This is a genomic window from Enterococcus sp. DIV1375a, assembly GCF_051712205.1.
Lineage (GTDB): Bacteria > Bacillota > Bacilli > Lactobacillales > Enterococcaceae > Enterococcus > Enterococcus faecalis.
On record NZ_JBIOOM010000001.1, the window covers coordinates 375,474 to 394,136 of the forward strand.

16 protein-coding genes and 2 pseudogenes are annotated in these 18,663 nt (G+C 38.9%); 13 read left to right on the forward strand and 5 right to left on the reverse strand.

Going from position 1 to position 18,663, the window contains the following annotated elements; translation table 11 throughout:
- Positions 1-7 precede the first annotated feature (7 nt).
- From IGJ63_RS01920 to IGJ63_RS01940, 5 genes and pseudogenes are all read left to right on the forward strand, one after another.
- The gene (locus IGJ63_RS01920) at positions 8-853 is read left to right on the forward strand and encodes a VOC family protein (protein ID WP_002355476.1); all 846 of its coding nucleotides are present in this window, start codon (positions 8-10) and stop codon (positions 851-853) included.
- 129 nt (positions 854-982) lie between these two features.
- The gene (locus IGJ63_RS01925; protein WP_002375902.1) at positions 983-1,744 is read left to right on the forward strand and encodes a DeoR/GlpR family DNA-binding transcription regulator; all 762 of its coding nucleotides are present in this window, start codon (positions 983-985) and stop codon (positions 1,742-1,744) included.
- A gap of 12 nt (positions 1,745-1,756) precedes the next feature.
- Positions 1,757-3,157 (forward strand): M24 family metallopeptidase, encoded by a 1,401-nt coding sequence (locus IGJ63_RS01930; RefSeq protein ID WP_438745849.1) that lies wholly within the window; start codon positions 1,757-1,759, stop codon positions 3,155-3,157.
- An 87-nt stretch (positions 3,158-3,244) separates the two neighbouring features.
- Positions 3,245-3,895 carry a uracil-DNA glycosylase gene (locus IGJ63_RS01935; RefSeq protein WP_002355481.1) on the forward strand — a complete coding sequence of 217 codons (651 nt, stop codon included), beginning with the start codon at positions 3,245-3,247 and terminating at the stop codon, positions 3,893-3,895.
- A 174-nt stretch (positions 3,896-4,069) separates the two neighbouring features.
- A pseudogene (locus IGJ63_RS01940) lies at positions 4,070-5,410 on the forward strand (MATE family efflux transporter).
- A gap of 24 nt (positions 5,411-5,434) precedes the next feature.
- On the opposite strand, the gene IGJ63_RS01945 reads toward IGJ63_RS01940, so the two are convergent.
- Complete coding sequence (locus tag IGJ63_RS01945; protein WP_438745851.1) at positions 5,435-7,261, reverse strand: M3 family oligoendopeptidase; 1,827 nt, start codon at positions 7,259-7,261, stop codon at positions 5,435-5,437.
- 127 nt (positions 7,262-7,388) lie between these two features.
- Here IGJ63_RS01945 and IGJ63_RS01950 point away from each other — a divergent pair, with 127 nt between their 5' ends.
- The 3 genes from IGJ63_RS01950 to IGJ63_RS01960 all read left to right on the forward strand — a co-directional run bounded on the left by IGJ63_RS01950 (position 7,389) and on the right by IGJ63_RS01960 (position 9,279).
- Complete coding sequence (locus tag IGJ63_RS01950; protein WP_002366143.1) at positions 7,389-7,898, forward strand: VanZ family protein; 510 nt, start codon at positions 7,389-7,391, stop codon at positions 7,896-7,898.
- A 129-nt stretch (positions 7,899-8,027) separates the two neighbouring features.
- Positions 8,028-8,756, forward strand: a complete 729-nt coding sequence (locus tag IGJ63_RS01955; protein ID WP_002361233.1) for a YebC/PmpR family DNA-binding transcriptional regulator — start codon at positions 8,028-8,030, stop codon at positions 8,754-8,756.
- Between the two features lie 52 nt (positions 8,757-8,808).
- Positions 8,809-9,279 carry a C-GCAxxG-C-C family protein gene (locus tag IGJ63_RS01960; protein WP_002382959.1) on the forward strand — a complete coding sequence of 157 codons (471 nt, stop codon included), beginning with the start codon at positions 8,809-8,811 and terminating at the stop codon, positions 9,277-9,279.
- A 74-nt stretch (positions 9,280-9,353) separates the two neighbouring features.
- On the opposite strand, the gene IGJ63_RS01965 is transcribed toward IGJ63_RS01960, so the two are convergent.
- On the reverse strand, positions 9,354-9,527 hold the full coding sequence (locus IGJ63_RS01965; protein WP_002355495.1) for a hypothetical protein: 174 nt from the start codon (positions 9,525-9,527) through the stop codon (positions 9,354-9,356).
- A gap of 112 nt (positions 9,528-9,639) precedes the next feature.
- Positions 9,640-10,614: a ring-cleaving dioxygenase gene (locus IGJ63_RS01970; protein ID WP_002382960.1), complete on the reverse strand. Its 975-nt coding sequence runs from the start codon at positions 10,612-10,614 to the stop codon at positions 9,640-9,642.
- A 30-nt stretch (positions 10,615-10,644) separates the two neighbouring features.
- Between IGJ63_RS01970 and IGJ63_RS01975 the strand changes: the two genes are divergently transcribed.
- A complete protein-coding gene (locus tag IGJ63_RS01975; protein WP_438745853.1) occupies positions 10,645-11,217 on the forward strand; it encodes an alpha/beta hydrolase in 573 nt (190 codons plus the stop codon).
- A 65-nt stretch (positions 11,218-11,282) separates the two neighbouring features.
- Here IGJ63_RS01975 and IGJ63_RS01980 read toward each other — a convergent pair whose 3' ends face one another.
- Positions 11,283-12,809, reverse strand: coding sequence for a UDP-N-acetylmuramoyl-L-alanyl-D-glutamate--L-lysine ligase (locus tag IGJ63_RS01980; RefSeq protein WP_002371461.1), 1,527 nt, complete (start codon positions 12,807-12,809; stop codon positions 11,283-11,285).
- Between the two features lie 203 nt (positions 12,810-13,012).
- Between IGJ63_RS01980 and IGJ63_RS01985 the strand changes: the two genes are divergently transcribed.
- The 4 genes and pseudogenes from IGJ63_RS01985 to IGJ63_RS02000 all read left to right on the forward strand — a co-directional run bounded on the left by IGJ63_RS01985 (position 13,013) and on the right by IGJ63_RS02000 (position 17,433).
- On the forward strand, positions 13,013-14,662 hold the full coding sequence (locus IGJ63_RS01985) for a putative polysaccharide biosynthesis protein (protein WP_101732171.1): 1,650 nt from the start codon (positions 13,013-13,015) through the stop codon (positions 14,660-14,662).
- Between the two features lie 108 nt (positions 14,663-14,770).
- Positions 14,771-15,507: pseudogene (locus IGJ63_RS01990) on the forward strand (pseudouridine synthase).
- Between the two features lie 133 nt (positions 15,508-15,640).
- Positions 15,641-17,056 carry a dipeptidase PepV gene (gene pepV / locus IGJ63_RS01995; protein ID WP_061100656.1) on the forward strand — a complete coding sequence of 472 codons (1,416 nt, stop codon included), beginning with the start codon at positions 15,641-15,643 and terminating at the stop codon, positions 17,054-17,056.
- Positions 17,057-17,199: 143 nt separating this feature from the next.
- Positions 17,200-17,433, forward strand: coding sequence for a hypothetical protein (locus IGJ63_RS02000; RefSeq protein ID WP_101732170.1), 234 nt, complete (start codon positions 17,200-17,202; stop codon positions 17,431-17,433).
- A gap of 182 nt (positions 17,434-17,615) precedes the next feature.
- Here the strand turns inward: IGJ63_RS02000 and IGJ63_RS02005 are convergent, their stop codons facing one another.
- Positions 17,616-18,635 (reverse strand): acyltransferase family protein, encoded by a 1,020-nt coding sequence (locus IGJ63_RS02005; RefSeq protein ID WP_002382964.1) that lies wholly within the window; start codon positions 18,633-18,635, stop codon positions 17,616-17,618.
- Positions 18,636-18,663: the final 28 nt, after the last annotated feature.

Genomic DNA, 18,663 nt, shown 5'->3' on the forward strand with positions numbered 1-18,663 from the left:
AAAGCAAATGGTTCAAGCATTACCAAGTAATATTGGGATTCAACAAGTCACTTTGAAAGTGGCTGATTTAGATAAAATGGTAAACTTTTATACGAAAACAATTGGCTTAAAACTTTTAAAACAAGGAGAGGGACGTGCTTGGCTAGCGCCACAAGGCACCAACGATGCAATTCTTGTCTTAAAAGAACTAACAGCTGGGGAAGAAAATCAGGGTACCACTGGCTTGTACCATATTGCTTTCCTGCTACCAACCCGCAAAGATTTAGGCAATATGTTGCTGTGGCTTTTGCAGGAAAATGTGCAAATTGGCGCAGCAGATCATGGCTATAGTGAAGCCCTTTACTTAAGTGATCCAGAAAATAATGGCATCGAAATTTATTGGGATAAACCAGAAGAAGTCTGGGATATTCGTCCAAATGGTGAAATTATCGGTGTGACAGAAGAATTAGACGGTGATAGTTTAGCTGCAGAAGCTGACGGTCACTGGCTAGGAATTTCCGAAGGTTCTAAAATTGGGCACATTCATTTGAAAGTGGCCGATTTAGATACCACTGAAACGTTCTATAAAAACTTAGGGTTTGGCTTAAAGTCTAACTTTGGTCAACAAGCGAAGTTTTTTGCAGCGGGTCAGTATCATCATCATATTGGGACAAATACATGGAGCGGCAAACAGCTGCCAACGATTCAAGAAAATCAATTTGGCTTAGAAAATTACACCTTCCGTTTACCAACTGCGGCAGATTTAGAGATCGTCCAAGCCAATGCGGAAGAAGCAAAGTTACATTTTATTGCCAAAGATCATTTACTTGCGTTAGAAGATCCTAGCGGCATGATTATTCAATTTACCTATTAAAACCACTCTCAAACTAGCCCTTCGTTAGAAAATGAAGGACTAGTTTTTTTTGTCTTGTTTGCATTATTTTGCATTTGTTTGCAAAATAATGCAAAAGATGCTATCTTTACTTAGAAGAGGTGAGGAAGCATGTTGATTGAAGAACGTTTAGCCAAGATTCAAAAAATAGTGAATGAACAAAAAAGTATTTCCATGGAAGCGTTAGCGGAGCAAGTCTCCGTTTCAAAAGATACTATTCGACGAGATTTAATTCGTTTAGAAAAGGAAGGACATTTAAAGAGAACGCACGGTGGCGCTATCTCAGTGCAGTCTGAAGCAACTATTTATGATTATGCTCAACGAATAATGAAGCATCCAGAGAAAAAACAAGCGATTGCCCAAAAAGTTTGGGCAAATATTCCCAAACAAGCGTCCATTTTTTTTGATTCATCAACCACGGTGGAAGCAGCTATTCGAGCGATGGAAAATAGTCCGATTCACGCGATCACGAACTCTCTCAGTCATGCGCTACTTCTAGCGCAAATGGATCAGACAAAAATTACAGTACTACCTGGGCAACTGCATAAACAACAACTTTTTTTGTTTGGGGCAGAAACAGTCGCTAAGGTTGGGGAATTTGCCCCCGACTATACATTATTAGGTGTGTTTGCGTTATCTGAACAAGGATTATTTATTCACACAGAAGAAGAAGGTCAAGTCAAACGGCGAATGATTCAACAAGGCAAACAAGTCATTGCCTTAGCCGACCAAACGAAATTAAACAAAACGGGTTTATTTAAAATTTGCGAATTAACAGAAATTGATTGTTTAGTGACAGATACACGACCTGATGAAAAATTCTGTGAGCAGTTAGCGCAAGCAGGCGTAACGTTGATTGTCGCAGATGAATAATGGAGGATAATAATGAAGCGAAAAATTAATTATACACATATTGCTGAACCTACTGTTTTTGAGAATGTTTTTCCAACGTATTTGACGAATGAAACGATGATGGCGCACAAGCAGAAAGTATTACAACGAATGAAAACAGAAAAATTCGATCAATTGGTCTTCTATGCAGACAAAGAGCATGGCAGTAATTTTGAATACTTAACTGGCTTTATTCCGAGGTTTGAAGAAGGACTCCTTGTGTTAAATAAGGATGGTGCGGCGACACTTATTTTAGGCAATGAAAATTTAAAACTGTGCCAACATGCCCGCATCTCAGCCGATTTAATTCATTATCCAGCTTTTTCGCTACCTAATCAACCAATGGCTGGAGAACAAAAGTTGTCGCAGATTTTTGAAACGCTTCTCGATGAAACTGCTCAAAAAATAGGTATCGTTGGGTGGAAAATGTTTACGACACAACAGCAAGAACCTGCTACTATGTTTGATGTGCCACATTTTATTGTCGAAGCACTGAAAAAAGCTCTGCCGAAAGAAGCTCGTTTACTAAATGGGACCCACTTATTGATTGGAGCAAAGGGGGCCCGCACAACAAATAATGCCAACGAATTGGCGCACTATGAATATGGGGCGAATTTGGCTTCTCGCAGTATGTTAAAGGCCTTAAATGCAATTGAAGTAGGACAGCGTGAAACGGACATTGGGGCTTTGTTAAATGATGAAGGTCAAACGCCGACGGTAGTAACCATTGCGGCAACTGGACAACGTTTTGAATATGCAAACATGTATCCGACTGCCAAAGAAATTCAGTTAGGTGATGCCTTATCATTAACTACAGGTTACAAAGGCGGCTTGTCTAGCCGAACAGGTTTTGTTATTGAAAACGAGCAGCAATTGCCAGAAGCGCAACGTGATTATTTAGAACGCGTAGCAAAACCCTATTTTCAAGCTGTCGTTCACTGGTTTGAAACCATTCGAATCGGACTGTTAGGGCGAGAAATGTACCAAGCGATTGAAGAACAGTTACCAAAAGAAATCTATCACTGGCATTTGAATCCTGGGCATTTAGTTTCGGATGATGAATGGATGTCGTCGCCTATTTATCCAGATTCAGCCATTCGCTTGGAAAGTGGCATGCTCTTTCAAGTGGATATTATTCCTTCTGTACCTGGTTATACAGGGGTGAGTGCAGAAGAATGTGTGGCTTTGGCTGATGAAACACTGCAAAAAGAGATTCAGCAAACTTATCCAGACATGTGGCAACGGATTACGACACGCAAAGCCTATTTAAAGGAGACATTGAAGATTGACTTACCAACGGAGGTTTTACCAATGTCTAATTTAGTTGGTTACTTACGGCCTTTTTATTTAGCTAAAGACAAAGCTTTGTGTGTAGAAAAACCAGCGCTTAAATGAATAGGCTCCTTTTTTTGAGTTTCTTTTGGGCCTTATTTATAATCAATATAGCGAAAGAAGAACACCAGAAGAGAGGCGTGATGGTAAATGCACTATCCTGAACATCTGAAAAAAGCAGTTTTAGCTAAAGCGAAAGACTTACCATTAGAAGGGTTTGTGGAAGGCCAAGGCCCGCAACAGCCAAAAGTGATGCTGATTGGGGAAGCCCCTGGAAAAGAAGAAATTAAAGAAAACGTACCATTTATAGGGCGTTCAGGTCAATTGTTGATGGAACAATTACAACAAGTTGGCTTAAGTCGTGAAACGGTGTATATCACCAGTGCGGTTAGGAGTCGACCTTTTTCTGTAAAAACGAAGCAGATTGCAAAAACGGGAGAAAGAGTAACCAAATTTCCTAATCGAACGCCAACCAAAGAAGAAATCAAAATTTTTGCGCCTTTGCTTGATTGGGAAATCGCTGTTTGCCAACCTGAACTAATTTTGACACTGGGGAATATTGGGTTGCAACGACTTTTAGGACCAAAGCCAACAATCACTGCAGTGCACGGAACGGTCATTCAGTCGCCCATTCAAACATTTGATGAGCAATCACAAAACTATCATTGGACGCAGAAAACCTATCAAATCATTCCACTCTTCCATCCAGCGGCTGTCTTTTATAATTATCGTTTAAAAGAAGTCGTGAAAGAAGATTGGCAAGTGGTTCAAAAACAACTGCAACTGCTTAAGAAAGTTTAAAATGAGAAAAATAAAAGGATGGTTGTCTTTTCGAAGAGAGAATGCTACCCTAGAAGTATCAATAAATAGACAGATTATTTAATCGCTGGGTTGAATAATTAAAGGATTCTGATTTTTGCGTAAGCCTTGAAGCAAAAAGAATGAGTCCTTTTTTTGTTAGAAGGAGATTTGGGTATGGAGCAAACACAGCAAAACCATTTTACTGCGTTGTTTTATAAAAATGTTCTGTTAGGAATTTTAAGTATGGTGGCGCAATCAATTTTTATTTTGGCGGACACATTTTTCATTGCAAATGGAATCGGCACCGAGGCGTTGGCGGGGCTTAACATTGTCTTGCCACTCGTTAATATTATTAATGGATTAGGTTGGATGTTTGGCGTTGGCGGCGCTACGTTGTTTTCGACCACGGTTGCGCAAAAAGAAATCAAAAAAGCCAATCAGTATTTTAGTTTAACGATTGGGTTAGTTTTCGTTATAGGGAGTCTCTTTACTTTAGCGAGCTTGATTTTTTCCGATCAAATTATTCGGGGACTTCAGGGGACCGGTGTCTTGTTTGGTTTGGCAAAGGAATATTATATGATTTACCTTAGCTGTTCATTATTATTTATTTTAAACAATTGCCTGATTACTTTTTTAAGAAATGACCATAATCCTCGTTTGGCAACGATTGCTTTTGTCAGTGGGGGAATTGTCAATATTATTTTGGATTATGTCTTTATTTATCAATTTGGGTGGGGCATGGCAGGTGCGGCCATTGCAACGGTGATGTCACCTTTAACAAGCTTAATCCTGATTACGTTGCATACGTGGTCGCCGCAACGAGTTTTACGTTTTGAAAAGTTTAAAGTGAAATTTCAGGATGTTCGAGAAATTATGTCGATTGGTTTTTCTTCCTTTTTAAATGAATTTTCTTCGGCCTTTGTCATGTTTTTATTTAATATTGTTTTGTTAAACTTAGTTGGTCATGTGGCGATTTCAGCTTATGCGATTGTTGCCAATCTCAATATTATTGTGATTGCCATTTTTACAGGGATTGGGCAAGGGGCGTAACCATTACTCAGCCGATACTATGGTTTAGGGGAAACGAAGGTGTTGCGTAAATTTGTTAAACTTAGCTTTATTACGTATTTGGTTGCCGGCTTCCTGTTCTTTTTAATCAGTCAAGTGTTTACGGGACAAATTATTGAGGTCTTTAATAGCGAAGGGAACGACCAGTTGGCGCAAATTGCTAGGACAGCCATCCGCTTATATGCGATTTCCTTCTTGTTTACAGGATTGAATTTTATGGGGATTTATTACTTTTCGGCAGTTCGTAAACCGAAAATGGCGCTAATGATTTCCTCTTTGCGTGGGTTCTTTTTAATTGTGCCAGTTTTATTTATTTTGGTGAAATTACTAGGATTAACCGGTGTTTGGTTAGCCATGCCCGTAGTTGAATTTGTTACGTTTGGACTAATGCTTGTGGGCTATCTTGCGTATCGAAACTATTTGAAAAAAAGAGAAGCAGTAACCTGATGTTGGTTACTGCTTCTTTTTTGCTTAGTTTACATAGTTTTCAGTTAAAGTCATGAATTGTTCCACATCTTTTAGGACTTGATCAATGCCGGCTTGCCAGAAATCAGGTTTTGTTAAGTCAACATTTAAATGTTTTTTCGCTAATTCTTCGCTTGTCATCGAAGCAGTGTCTCTTAATAACGCAATGTATTGGTCTTCAAAAGAGCTGCCTTGTTGATTGGCATACGCATAGATACCCATGCTGAATAGATAGCCAAAAGTATATGGGAAATTATAGAAAGGCACATCATCAATAAAGAAGTGCAATTTGCTCGCCCAGAAATGAGGATGATAACTGCCAAGACTATCTTTGTAGCTTTCTTTTTGCGCCGCTAACATTAATTCAGTAATATCTTCTTCCGCTACTAAACCTTTTTTGCGCGCTTGATAAAAATTATTTTCAAAGATAAAACGCGCATGAATGTTCATAAACATAGCAATGGCATTTTGCATTTTTGTGTCTAAAAGGTTAATCTTTTTAACGTCTGATTTGGCCTCTTTTAAGGTGGCGTCAGCAACAATCAATTCTGCAAAGGTACTAGCCGTTTCTGCTACGTTCATGGCATACTCTCGATTCAATGAAGGTAAATCCCACATCACGCTACTATGGAAAGCGTGACCTAATTCATGGGCTAAAGTAGCTACTTCGTTGATTGAATTGCCAAAGGTCATGAAAATCCGCGATTCTTGTGTTTCAGGTAATTCTGTACAATAACCCCCAGGACGTTTGCCTGGACGATCTTCAGCTTCAATCCAACTTTTTTCAAAAGCCATTTGGGCAAAATCAGCCATTTTCGGACTGAATTTACGGAAATTTTCTAAAATAAAGGCAGCGGCTTGATCAAAGGAATACGTTTTTTCTTCTAAATCACCTAAAATAATTGGTGCATCTTGGTCTTGCCAATCCATTTTTTCTTTGCCGAATAATTGCGCTTTGCGCGTTAGAAAGTCGACGAATGGTTGTTTATTTTTTTGGATGGTTTCCCACATAACCGTTAATGTTTCTTGACTCATTCGATTATAGTTTAAGGGATTTTCTAAATAATCTGTAGTGCCATGCAATTTGTAATCAGATAAACGGAACCCATCTAAGTGATTTAGGGTGTCTGCTAAAATTGAAGCTTTGCTACTCCAAGCTTTCTCCCAGGCTGTAAACAAACGTTGACGAACCTCTTTGTCAGGATCTCCCATCATGCGGTTAAAGGCTTGGCCTGCAGATAGTTCTGTCACAGAGCCATCTTTTTCTTCAAAAGGAATCACAATGGAAGCAACAATCGTATCGTAATGTGTACTCCAAGCATTTAAACCATCTAGAGAAAGCGTATTGATGATATTTTCTTCTTGTTCGGAAAGCAGTTTTTTTCCATCACGGCGTAATTCATTTAAGCGAAAAGCCATTGTTTTAAACGGTTCTTCGGCTAACAGGGCTTGCCAATGTTCTGCTGAAATCTCGGTGATTTTTTTAGTAAAAATGGTTTCAGCTAATTGAATCGCTGGCAACAGATTGTATAAATCGCCTGATAAAATTTTGGCCTTGGTATCATTAGTATTAGCAGATATTAAAGCAGTTAAAAAACTATTACATTGTGAAAAGCCATTTGAGATTTTCCCTTGTAACGTTAAGATTTCAGCAAATTGTTCTTTGCCTTGGGCACTTTCTGGTGTCCATTCTGTGATTAATTGATGATACTCTTTTGTTTGTTCGGTTAATTGAGTCATTCGTTGGCTAAGTTCTTTGGACTCGCTCCCATTGGGGAAAATACTGTCTAAATCCCATGTAATAGAATAGGTCATATCCAATCTTTCTTTCATTTTTTTCTTTTCAGTATATCATAAGACCTAAGAGAAGTTGTTTCTTTTTCCCTCGAAACCGACTATAATAAAAAAGAATTTTCCGTGGCAGGCACGGGGCAACTTGAAACCAAGAAAAGAGGATTATATGAAAAATTATTTGAAAGATAGTAATTTATATTTAGTCATTGCGTTTGTTATTATGGCCATTTTATTTTTCAGTTCATCACAGACGTATGAACAGCAATCACAAGTTGGTCTTTTAGATAAACTTCTGAGCAGTCATCCTTTTGAAGAACAATTAAAAAATATTTCTTTTCAATATGCTGGCAGTGAAGTGAGCATTCAAGCTAGTGGTTATAGTAAATTTGTTGAATTTTTTATTCGTAAGGGAGCCCATTTTGGTACGTATTTTCTATTAGGTGGTAGTTGGTTCATTGGATTAGTGCCAAGAATCAAAGGCCTGTTTTTAACAGCTGTTGTTTCCTGGCTAGCTGCTACTGGCTATGCAGGTTTAGATGAATTTCATCAAATGATCACAGGCGGAAGGACCCCTCTTTTTCAAGATGTTATGTTGGATGCCATGGGTGCTTTGACAGCCATCGTTATTTGTTTGGTGGTTCATGGTTTGAAGAAAAATAAAAAAAGAAGACGCTAATTTAGAAGAGCTTCGTTTATTCGTCAGAAAGGTGGATAAGCGAGGGTCTTTTTTTGTAGCGCTTGTTCCTAACTGAAAAGAAGAGTAGAATAAAGGAGAATAGTAACGAAAAGTCAGGAGGAATCAAGGATGTCAGGACACAGCAAATGGAGCAACATTCAAGGGCGTAAAAATGCGCAAGATGCCAAACGTGGGAAAATTTTCCAAAAAGTTTCAAGGGAAATCTATATGGCGGCAAAAGCAGGTGGCCCTGACCCCGCAATGAATCCTGCTTTACGTTTAGCAGTCGATAAAGCTAAGTCAGCCAATATGCCCAATGATAATATTGCTCGCGCCATAAAAAAAGCCAGTAGTGCTGGTGAAGGGGAACATTATGACGAGGTAACTTATGAAGGATACGGGCCAGGTGGCGTGGCAGTTTTAGTTCATGCACTAACAGATAACCGCAACCGAACGGCCACCAATGTTCGCGTCGCGTTTACTCGAAATGGTGGCTCTTTAGGTGAAACGGGTTCGGTTAATTATATGTTTGATCGTAAAGGCTATATTGTCATTAAGCGAGAAGATCATGCAATTGAGGAAGACGACATGCTAGAAGTCGTTTTGGAAGCAGGCGGCGAGGATTTAGAAACATCACCAGAAGTATTTGAAATTTACACAGCACCAGAAGATTTTACAGCGGTTCGCGATGCTTTAGAACAAGCAGGTTATTCATTAGCACAAGCTGAATTAACAATGGTTCCGCAAACCTTACTAACCTTGAACGATGAACAAAAAGCGCAATTAGAGCGCTTGGTTGACAAGTTAGAAGACGATGATGATGTGTCAGAAGTATTTACCTCTGCAGAAAATCTATAAAATAAAGGGATGCTTGGCGTCCTTTTATTCATAAAATGAAAGCGAATACAGAATGGAGGGCATTTTGAAAAAGAGAATTTGTTTACAAGCAATCAGGGAAGAAGCGGAAGCCTATTATCGTAACGGTGATTTTTATTGCTCGGAAGCGATTGTGGCGACCATTCGGCAACACTTCGATGCGGAGATTCCCATTGAAGCTGTGGCCATGGCTTCTGGGTTTCCTGTAGGTGTTGGAGGAGCGAAGTGTATTTGTGGTGCTCTTTCAGGCGGGGTTATGTGTCTGGGCTACTTTTTTGGTCGGACAGAAGCCAAAGGAGAACAAGTAAATAAAACGATGGCTTTAGCCAACGAATTGCATCAAAGTTTTCGACAAAAGCATCGAGTGGTTTGCTGCAGTATTTTGACAAGTAAAATGATGATGGGTTCACCTGAGCATATGGAACAATGCATTGGCTTTACTGGGGAAATCGCTGAAACAACCGCAAAAATTATTGCACGAGAACTTGCTTACGAATTAGTCTAGTAAAAAATGAGAGAGGAGCAACCAGATTCGGTGAATGAATCTGGTTGCTCCTCTCTCATCTAATGCGTAATCAATTAACCAAGCACTTTTTCATAAGCTTCCACTTGAGATAAGACACGTTGGAGCTGTAATTCATTTTCAATATAGTTGATTGAATTACCTAAATCTTCTTGGCGGTTTGTTTCTAAACGATCGACTTCTTTTTTTGCTTCGTTCAATAAGTGTAGAACTTCTTCCTTAGATAACATGTACTCACCTCCTTGCGCAGTTCATCTACTATTAGTGTACTCCTTTTTTTCAAAAAAGGGCAATAATAGGATATTAAAAAACAAAAATAGCGGTTCTAACCGCTATTTTTGTTTACTCATGGCGTTGTTGTGCTAAAATCGCTTCGATTCGTTCTCTTTGATCTGCCAAAAAGTGAGGCAAATAAAGGGGGATTTCATCAAAGTTTGAACTTTGATTTTCATAGGCTTCGGCATCTAGCAGGCCTTTTTGTGTGGCTACTTCAAATAATAAGTGGTTCGGTTCTCTAAAATACAATGATTTGAAAAATTCACGGTCTTTAATTCCTGAGTTTGTAAAATTCTTTTCATCCAACAGGCTATCAACTTGCGTTAATTCTTGCGTATCTTCCACCCCAAAGGCGACGTGATGAACGCCACCAATTCCTTCAATGGCAAGCGGATTGGTTCGGTCATCAATGATGTGTACCTCTTGATAAAACTGTGGATGATGATTTTCCAGAACAGTTACTTCATGTGCAGTTTCAAAAAAAGGTACTGTTTCTTTTTCATGCCAATGTAAATAATCCACTAAAGGTTGTTTGGTAGCTGCGGCATATTGGACGCGTAATTGAATTGCATCAATGCCTAAAATTGCATGTTCTACTGGAATTTCAGCATGCTCAGCTGGAAAATAATCTTCCGCATTTTCAAATTCACGTAACGGAACAAGCGCCATTTGTGTATTATCGGGCGCTTCAAAACGCAAAATTGGGTGTTGGTTAAATGTTTCCACACCATAGTGGCAGATACCCGCTTGCTCAAGACGTTCTGCCCAAAAATCCAAAGAGGCGCGCGTTGGTACTTTTAAAATAGTTCGTTCAATTGTATTTGTCCCAAATGATTGATCTTGGCCATCATTCAATTCAAAAAAAGTTAATTCGGTACCTGTTCGTTGCTCATTATCTGAGAAAAATAAGTGATACATGGTGTGGTCATCTTGGTTGATCGTTTTCATTAGTAATTTTAATCCCAGTGTATTATGATAGAAGTCAAATGTAGGCTTTATCAATCGATTTAAAATAGAGATGTGATGAATTTGTGCATACATAGTAAAATTCCTTTCTTGGAGGTTTATTAAATGAAACAATTTTTTCAAAAAGGGTCGAAACCTAATCAATTAGTTGTCGCTTTCCATGGTACTGGTGGCAATGAATATCAATTATTAACGACCATCGCAACCCTTTATCCAGAAGCGAGTGTTCTAAGTTACTTAGGGACAGAAGGTGTAGGCGAACAGCGACGCTTTTTTGCGCCATTAGTTAATGGAGCCTTACCTCGTGCTAACTTTGATGAGCGAGTGACTGCGTTTCTAGAAGAAGTTTGGCAACCGCAAAAGTTATACGATGAAGTTATTTTTATAGGGTACTCTAACGGTGCCAATTTTATTTTAGGCCTGTTAGAAAAGAACCCGACTATTGCTAACACTGTTATTTTACTGCATCCAAGCAATTTAGGCTATCAATATGTATCTGGTAAGTTTGCGACAAAAGTGATTGTCACAACAGGGGCTCAGGATGAGTTGAGTATTCCGGGACAAGTTCTTTCTTTAGCTAATCAATTAAAGAAACATTTTCCAGTCGACTTTTTACTAGTGGATGGCGGTCATGGTTTATCGGAAGAAGAAGTAACGAAAATAAAAGAAGTTCTTTAAAAACAAGCTGCAACCTCTGTTGATAAGTGGTTGCAGCTTGTTTTTTTCATGTGTGTTTAAATGATTTAGTTCTTTTTATTAATGAAAGCTTCCGCAAGGGCAAAGTCTCCTGCGTAAGGTTCATCTACGCCGTTTACTTTTTGATAAAGGTCGGCACCTTTACCAGCTAAGACAATCGCATCATCAGCCGTTGTGCTTAAAGATAATGCGTGAGCAATTGCTTCGCCACGATCTAAAACGGTGTAAACAGGCATTTCTTTGGTAATATGGGCTTGAATTTCTTGGCAAATTTTTGCTGGATCTTCACTGGCTGGGTCATCGGTTGTTAGGACTGCAACATCAGCCAATTCAGAAAGAACCCTACCAAAGTCTTTGCGGCGAGAAATCGCTTTGTCTCCCGTGCTACCGACAAGAACAATTAAGCGGCCGTCAGGATGTTCTTCACGGACAAAGGTTAAAAGATTCTTCAAACTGTCATAATTATGAGCGTAATCAACATAGACGGTTGCACCGTTGGTATTCGTTAAAGATTCCATCCGGCCAGGGACGGTGGTTGCTGCGATTCCTTGTTGACACTCTTCTTTTGAAGCTCCCACAAGGACACTAGCAATCGCCGCACTTAACGCATTACCTTTGTTAAAATCACCACCTAAACGAAGGTGATAAGAGCCGGCCAATCCTAACGCATCTGCAGGACTTTCAACGATAAAACGTAAGGAATCCTCTGAAGAAACAGCGAATGAATAGTCTACTTCTGGAGCCGGCTGACTGCCATAGACAATGGCTGGGACTTTTTGCTGTTGTGCAGTTTCTTTAAGTAATGGAAAATAATCAGCTTCGTGATTCAACACAATGACTTTAGAATGTGTAATCAATTGACGTTTGCAATAAAAGTAATCGTCAAAGGTTGGATGTTCAATTGGACTGATATGGTCGGGGGTAATGTTTAAAAAAATGCCGACATCAAAAAACAGCTTGTAGACACGATTAGTTTTGTAGGCTTGGGAAGAAACTTCCATAATAAAATGAGTCATCCCGTTAGCAACAGCGGTTGCCATCATTCGATACAAGTCCAAAGATTCGGGTGTAGTCAATGCAGATTTAAAGAATGTTTTGCCATCTAATGTCGAATTCATGGTAGAAAGCAAGGCTGTTTTTTGTTGTGTAGCAACATCTAAAATATATTTGGTGAAATAAGCCGCTGTTGTTTTACCTTTGGTTCCAGTAAAGCCAATCAGTTTTAATTTATTTTGTGGATAATCATAAAAAGCCATGCTTAACACAGCCATTGCTTTTTTAATGTCAGTCACGATAATTCCTAGTTGCGCCGGAACCTCATAAGGCACCTCAGAAACATAAATTTCTAGGCCGTCTTTTACAGCATTTTCTAAATAGATTTCTTTAAAGTTTAATCCTTTACAAAAAAAGAGTGTTTCTGCTGTTACGTCTCTCGAATCGTAAGAAAGAGCCGTTACTTCTCGTTGACCTAACGTGTCGGAAAGGGTCAAGTGCCAGCCTTCTGGTGAAATAAATTCTTTTAATAAATCTTCTTTTTCTAAGCAATCGCGAATTGCGAATAATGAAATCGTCACTTTTTTTGCCTCCAAACGTTTCAACGAAATTTCAAAACTGATGTCATTATAGCATTATTTTTCTTTTAAAAAAACCATCTCGTTAGCGTGAGAAAATCCATGAGAAATGTTAAAATAGGATAATTCTTCGAGAAAGTCGTTGCATATCCCAAGATGAACAATTAAAATAAAGAAAGCATACTCAAAGAATATTGGAGGACAAAATGATCAATCAACCAAATTCAGTTGATCAACCAATCCTGACGAACCAAGAAAAAATGGTCAAAGGCTCAGCTTGGATGACAGCTAGTAATATTATCTCCCGCATGTTAGGGGCGATTTACATCATCCCCTGGTACGCTTGGATGGGCGAGCACGGAAACGAAGCGAACAGTTTGTTTTCAATGGGGTATACGATTTATGCCTTATTCCTAATGATCTCTACCGCCGGAATTCCAGGTGCGATTGCCAAGCAGACCTCGCATTATAATTCATTGAACGAATATAAAATTAGTCGACAGCTTTTTTATCGTGCCTTACAACTAATGGGTGGCTTAGGTGTGGTTTTTGCTATTGTGATGTATTTGGCATCTCCGGCATTAGCAGCTTTGTCTGGCGGAGGTCCTGAATTAGTTCCAACAATGCGTTCATTAAGTTTAGCGGTTTTAGTTTTCCCAAGCATGAGTGTCATTCGCGGTTATTTCCAAGGAAATCAAGAAATGATGCCCTTTGCTTTATCACAAATTGTTGAACAAGTAGCACGAGTTTTTTACATGTTATTAACCGCTTTTATTATCATGAAAGTCTTTGAAGGTAATTACGTTACAGCGGTGACTCAAGCCACTTTTGCGGCATTTATTGGGATGCTCGCAAGTTTTGCGGTTTTAGGTTATTACATGTACAAACAAAAACCATTATTTGATTATTTAGAAGAACACAGCGCCAATGAACATGAGATTGCCCCAAAAGAGTTATTGATTGAAACTTTTAAAGAGGCGATTCCTTTTATCGTAGTTGGCTCAGGGGTAACTGTCTTTAAACTTGTCGATCAGTTTACTTTCTCAAACTTTATGCGTTTGTTTACGGATTATTCAGATACCCAATTACGAGAGCTTTTCGGTATTTTTAATGCCAATCCGGACAAATTAACCATGATTGTCGTGGCTTTAGCGACTTCGATTTCGGCTACTGGATTACCGTTAATTACAGAAGCGGTCACCTTAAAAAATCACCGTGAGTTAGCGCGTTTGATTAGTAATAATTTACAACTTTTTGTGTTTGTAATGTTGCCAGCAACGTTCGGTATGATTGTTTTAGCGCAACCACTATACACTGTTTTTTACATGCCAGATGCTTTAGGCACTTCTTTATTAGTGCAAGCTTGTTACGCTAGTTTATTCTTGGGCTTGTATATGTTAGTGTCAAATATGTTGATGGGGATGTATGAAAATCGTGACGCAATGCGTTATTTAGGAATTGGTTTAGTAGTGAAATTAATCGTGCAATTCCCCGCAATCCGTTTATTTGAAGTTTACGGTCCGTTATTAGCAACGATGATAGGCTTTACGGTTTCTTGCGTATTGATTCTAAGAAGAATTCGTCAAGTGACACGTTTTAATTACAAATTAACCTTACGGCGAACATTATTAATGTTCTGTATTACAGTCATCATGATGATTATCGCTTTGATTTTCCGTCAGTTCTTGTATCTATTTTTAGATCCAACTAGACGTTTCCAAGCCTTCATTATCGTTGTAATTGTGGCTGCTGCAGGAGGCGCTTTTTATGGCTATTCGGTCTTGAAGATTCGCTTAGCTGATCGTTTATTAGGGAAAAATGCCGCAAAATTACGTGCAAAATTCAATATTAAATAATAGCTGATTGAACTCCTTTCAGCAGATTCTCTTAAGAGACAAGGCTTGAGACATCGATCGATTCGATTTATGTCCCAAGCTATTTTTTTAAAGGAAAGAGGAATGACGATGCGTTTAGATAAATTTTTAGCCGATGTTGGTATCGGTAGTCGTAAAGAAATCAAACAATTGTTAAAGAAAAAAGTCGTTACGGTGAATGGTGACGTCGTAAAAGAAGCCAAAACACAAGTAAACGAAGAAACAGATCAAATTGCCTTGATGGGAGAAATTCTTACGTATCAGAAATTCTTTTATTACATGTTGCATAAACCACAAGGTGTCATTTCTGCGACGGAAGATCAGCGAGATGAAACGGTAATTGACTTGTTAACTGATCAGGATTACCGTGCCGACTTGTTCCCAGTTGGTCGTTTGGATAAAGATACTGAAGGCTTGCTTCTATTAACAAATGATGGCCAGTTAGCGCATCAATTATATTATCACCCAAAAAGCATGTGGATAAAGAATATTTAGCTGAAGTTGAGGGACTTGTGACAGCGGAAGATTGTCAACTGTTTGCGCAAGGATTTGCCTTGAAAGATGGAGAAATGGTTAAACCAAGTCGTTTAGTCATTGAGACGATTAATGAGGAAGAAGGGACTTCCGTAGTCCGTTTAGTGATTCAAGAGGGGAAATTTCATCAAGTCAAACGGATGTTAGCCACTGTAGGCAAACCTGTGACGTATTTAAAACGATTACGAATGGGCGAACTATGGTTAGATGAAACGTTAGAACTAGGGGAATATCGGCCCTTAACAGAAGCCGAATTGCAACAACTACAACCTAAACAATCATACCTCAATTAAAATAAACAAAAACACAGCCCTTTCTGCGGAAAAGATAAAAAATTTCTCGAAAAATAGTGTCGGGTTTCTTTCTTTTTCTGCATAAAATGGTATGATTGACTATGTAGAACTTTATGGATAGGAGTGACAACAAATGACAATTGATTGGACAAAAGAAGTCGAAGCACGTAAAGGCGACTTATTAGAAGATTTACAAAACTTATTACGGATCAACAGTGAACGTGATGATGCGCAAGCAACACCTGAAGCGCCCTTTGGACCTGGACCAGTTGCTGGCTTAAAACACATGTTAGCGTATGGTGAACGTGATGGCTTTACGGTGAAAAATGTCGACAATTACGCTGGACACATTGAATATGGTGAAGGCGACGAAACGTTAGGGATTTTTGGTCATATGGACGTTGTTCCTGCTGGTGATGGTTGGGAAACAGATCCTTATGAACCAGTCATTAAAGATGGCAAAATTTATGCACGTGGTGCAAGCGATGATAAAGGCCCAAGTATGGCTGCTTATTACGCAATGAAAATTATCAAAGAATTAGGCTTACCCGTGTCTAAAAAAATCCGTTTCGTAGTAGGAAGTGACGAAGAAAGCGGCTGGGGCGATATGGATTACTATTTCCAACATGAAGAAGCGCCAGACTTTGGTTTCTCACCAGATGCTGAGTTCCCAATTATTAATGGGGAAAAAGGAAATGTGACTATTCGTTTAACTTTCCGAGGCGGTAACGGCGCTGATTATAAATTAGAAAGCTTCAAATCTGGCTTACGTGAAAACATGGTTCCGGGAACAGCAGATGCTGTTGTAACGGCTGCTTCAGCAGACGAAGCGGCTTCACTAGCTGCTAGCTTTGAAACATTCATCAAACAAGAAGCAAAAATTTCAGGTAACGCAGAACTTTCAGATAAAACAGTGACTTTCCATGTAGTTGGTAAAGGTGCTCACGGTGCTAGCCCACAATCTGGAATTAACGCAGCGACTTTCTTGGCAACTTTCTTAAATGATTACAGCTTTGCAGAAGGCGCATATAGCTTTATTAATACCATTGCTGAATTTATCCATGAAGATTTTTATGGTGAAAAATTAGGCGTGGCTTTTGAAGACGAAAAAATGGGTAAATTGACAATGAACGCTGGGATTGTTAACTTTGATCCAGAAAATCCTGAAAATAGCTTAGTAACATTAAACTTCCGCTATCCAAAAGGAACTTCAGCAGAAGAATTACAAGCAAAAGTTCAAGCAACAGTCGGTGAAACGGTCACTGCAACACAAGGAGATCGCAACCAAGAACCGCATTATGTACCAGTTGATGATCCATTGGTGGCAACGTTACTACAAGTTTACGAAGACCATACAGGCGAAAAAGGCCAAGAACAAATCATTGGTGGCGGTACTTATGGCCGCTTATTAAAACGTGGTGTTGCCTATGGCGCAATGTTCCCTGGCTACACAGACACAATGCACCAAGCCAACGAATTTATGGAATTAGATGACTTATTCCGAGCAGCTGCTATTTATGCAGATGCGATTTATCGTTTAGCGAAGTAAAGTAAAAAAGCTGTTTTCGAAAATCGAAAACAGCTTTTTTTGCAATTTTTGCCTTTTAAAAACCCAAAATCAGAACCGTCAATTTACTGAAAATTTCTTGCAAATCAAGGGATCCCACGATACGATAAATAGGAGAAAACGCAATGAATGAAACACTTATTGTTAACTATTTAATCAAAGGACGTGTGAAGATGAACGTAGAAGAATTAGTTCAAAAAGCAAAAGATTTAATTGGAGAAGGCAACGTGGAACATGCGCAACAATTCATTGAAGAACATAAAGATGAATTAGGCGAACACTATCATAAAATTACAGCGATGTTAGCTGATACAACGACCGATGGTTTGTTTGATAAAATTAAAGGATTGTTTCAATAGTTGGAAAAAATCTGAGATAAAAGTGGAGGCTGAGACAAAAGTGTTTAGCTCCAAGAACCAAGTAGGTACGATGATTTCATCTGTTCATGCTTCACAGTGAAACATTGCAACTCTCGCCGTTTAACAGTTTTTGAGCGTGGAGCAAAAATCCAAAGTGATTTTTGTCCCACGCTCTTCTTTTTTTATTTAACTTTTAACCATTGTTTTGGCAACACATATGCAATTGGATTAAAAAGATAATCCGCTCCCCGTTTCACCACAGGCATATTCGTAATAGCTAAAATGAAGAGGGCTAAGAAGAAAAGTGCCAGGATTCGGAAAGTAAACCATTCTTTAAAGAGTGTGTCTAATTGTAAACCACTTTCCAACAGAATAATTAAGGGCATATGCAAGAGATAAGGGTAAAGGGTATCTTTTCCGAGGGCGCTTAAAGGTAACTTTCGTTTCGGCAATAATGCAAACCAAGAAAGAGACACCAATGCTGCAGCAACGTAAAAGAACAGCTGAATGAAACTACTGTATTCAAAGGCCGGACTAATTTCAGCGTAGGAAGCCCAACCAGTTAAGAAGCCCCAAAATTTCGTTGCCAATGACCATTGACTATTTACAAATAAAAAGGAGCTTAAAATTACACCTATCGCTGCCCATTTGACTTTGCGATGATCTAAAAAGATTTGCAGCTTTTGAATATCCATTAAGTAGCCACAATAGAAGAAAGGGAAGAAGCCCAGAGTCCGTCCTAAAGACAAGAAACCTTCCACAGGTAAATAGCCTGAGGCGCAGCCGATAACAACGATAATTGGCAACATGATTTTCGGCTGAACGCGCTGAAGAAAGATGGTAATTAAGTAGAAACTTGCTAAGGAAAGTAAGTACCAAGGAACGCCCGTTTCGTTCAGTAAATCAAAATTCATTTTATTTGCAAAGGCGAAATTAGCAAGCGTAATCAACAACTTCGCTAAGAGATAAAGCCAAACAAAGGAAAGTAAACGGAGATATTTTCGTTGTTTAATGGCATGTTTACTGAAGAGTCCAGAGACAAAAATAAAGGCTGGCATATGGAATGAATAGATCCAAAAGTTGATCGTTTCCATGAGTCGTGAAGGAGAAGCTTCACGATCTAAAATATGCCCAAAAATCACTAAGAAAATTAAAAAAAGTTTCACGTTGTCCCATTTATAAATTCGCTTGTCGTTTTCCATAACGATCACTCCTTTTAGTAGAAAACAG

What these genes read in the sequence shown, in the direction of transcription:
- IGJ63_RS01920 (WP_002355476.1), top strand. Translation starts at nt 8, where the DNA reads ATGGTTCAAGCATTACCAAGTAATATTGGGATTCAACAAGTCACTTTG.
- IGJ63_RS01925 (WP_002375902.1), top strand. Translation starts at nt 983, where the DNA reads ATGTTGATTGAAGAACGTTTAGCCAAGATTCAAAAAATAGTGAATGAA.
- IGJ63_RS01930 (WP_438745849.1), top strand. Translation starts at nt 1,757, where the DNA reads ATGAAGCGAAAAATTAATTATACACATATTGCTGAACCTACTGTTTTT.
- IGJ63_RS01935 (WP_002355481.1), top strand. Translation starts at nt 3,245, where the DNA reads ATGCACTATCCTGAACATCTGAAAAAAGCAGTTTTAGCTAAAGCGAAA.
- IGJ63_RS01945 (WP_438745851.1), bottom strand. Translation starts at nt 7,261, where the DNA reads ATGAAAGAAAGATTGGATATGACCTATTCTATTACATGGGATTTAGAC.
- IGJ63_RS01950 (WP_002366143.1), top strand. Translation starts at nt 7,389, where the DNA reads ATGAAAAATTATTTGAAAGATAGTAATTTATATTTAGTCATTGCGTTT.
- IGJ63_RS01955 (WP_002361233.1), top strand. Translation starts at nt 8,028, where the DNA reads ATGTCAGGACACAGCAAATGGAGCAACATTCAAGGGCGTAAAAATGCG.
- IGJ63_RS01960 (WP_002382959.1), top strand. Translation starts at nt 8,809, where the DNA reads ATGGAGGGCATTTTGAAAAAGAGAATTTGTTTACAAGCAATCAGGGAA.
- IGJ63_RS01965 (WP_002355495.1), bottom strand. Translation starts at nt 9,527, where the DNA reads ATGTTATCTAAGGAAGAAGTTCTACACTTATTGAACGAAGCAAAAAAA.
- IGJ63_RS01970 (WP_002382960.1), bottom strand. Translation starts at nt 10,614, where the DNA reads ATGTATGCACAAATTCATCACATCTCTATTTTAAATCGATTGATAAAG.
- IGJ63_RS01975 (WP_438745853.1), top strand. Translation starts at nt 10,645, where the DNA reads ATGAAACAATTTTTTCAAAAAGGGTCGAAACCTAATCAATTAGTTGTC.
- IGJ63_RS01985 (WP_101732171.1), top strand. Translation starts at nt 13,013, where the DNA reads ATGATCAATCAACCAAATTCAGTTGATCAACCAATCCTGACGAACCAA.
- pepV (WP_061100656.1), top strand. Translation starts at nt 15,641, where the DNA reads ATGACAATTGATTGGACAAAAGAAGTCGAAGCACGTAAAGGCGACTTA.
- IGJ63_RS02000 (WP_101732170.1), top strand. Translation starts at nt 17,200, where the DNA reads ATGAATGAAACACTTATTGTTAACTATTTAATCAAAGGACGTGTGAAG.
- IGJ63_RS02005 (WP_002382964.1), bottom strand. Translation starts at nt 18,635, where the DNA reads ATGGAAAACGACAAGCGAATTTATAAATGGGACAACGTGAAACTTTTT.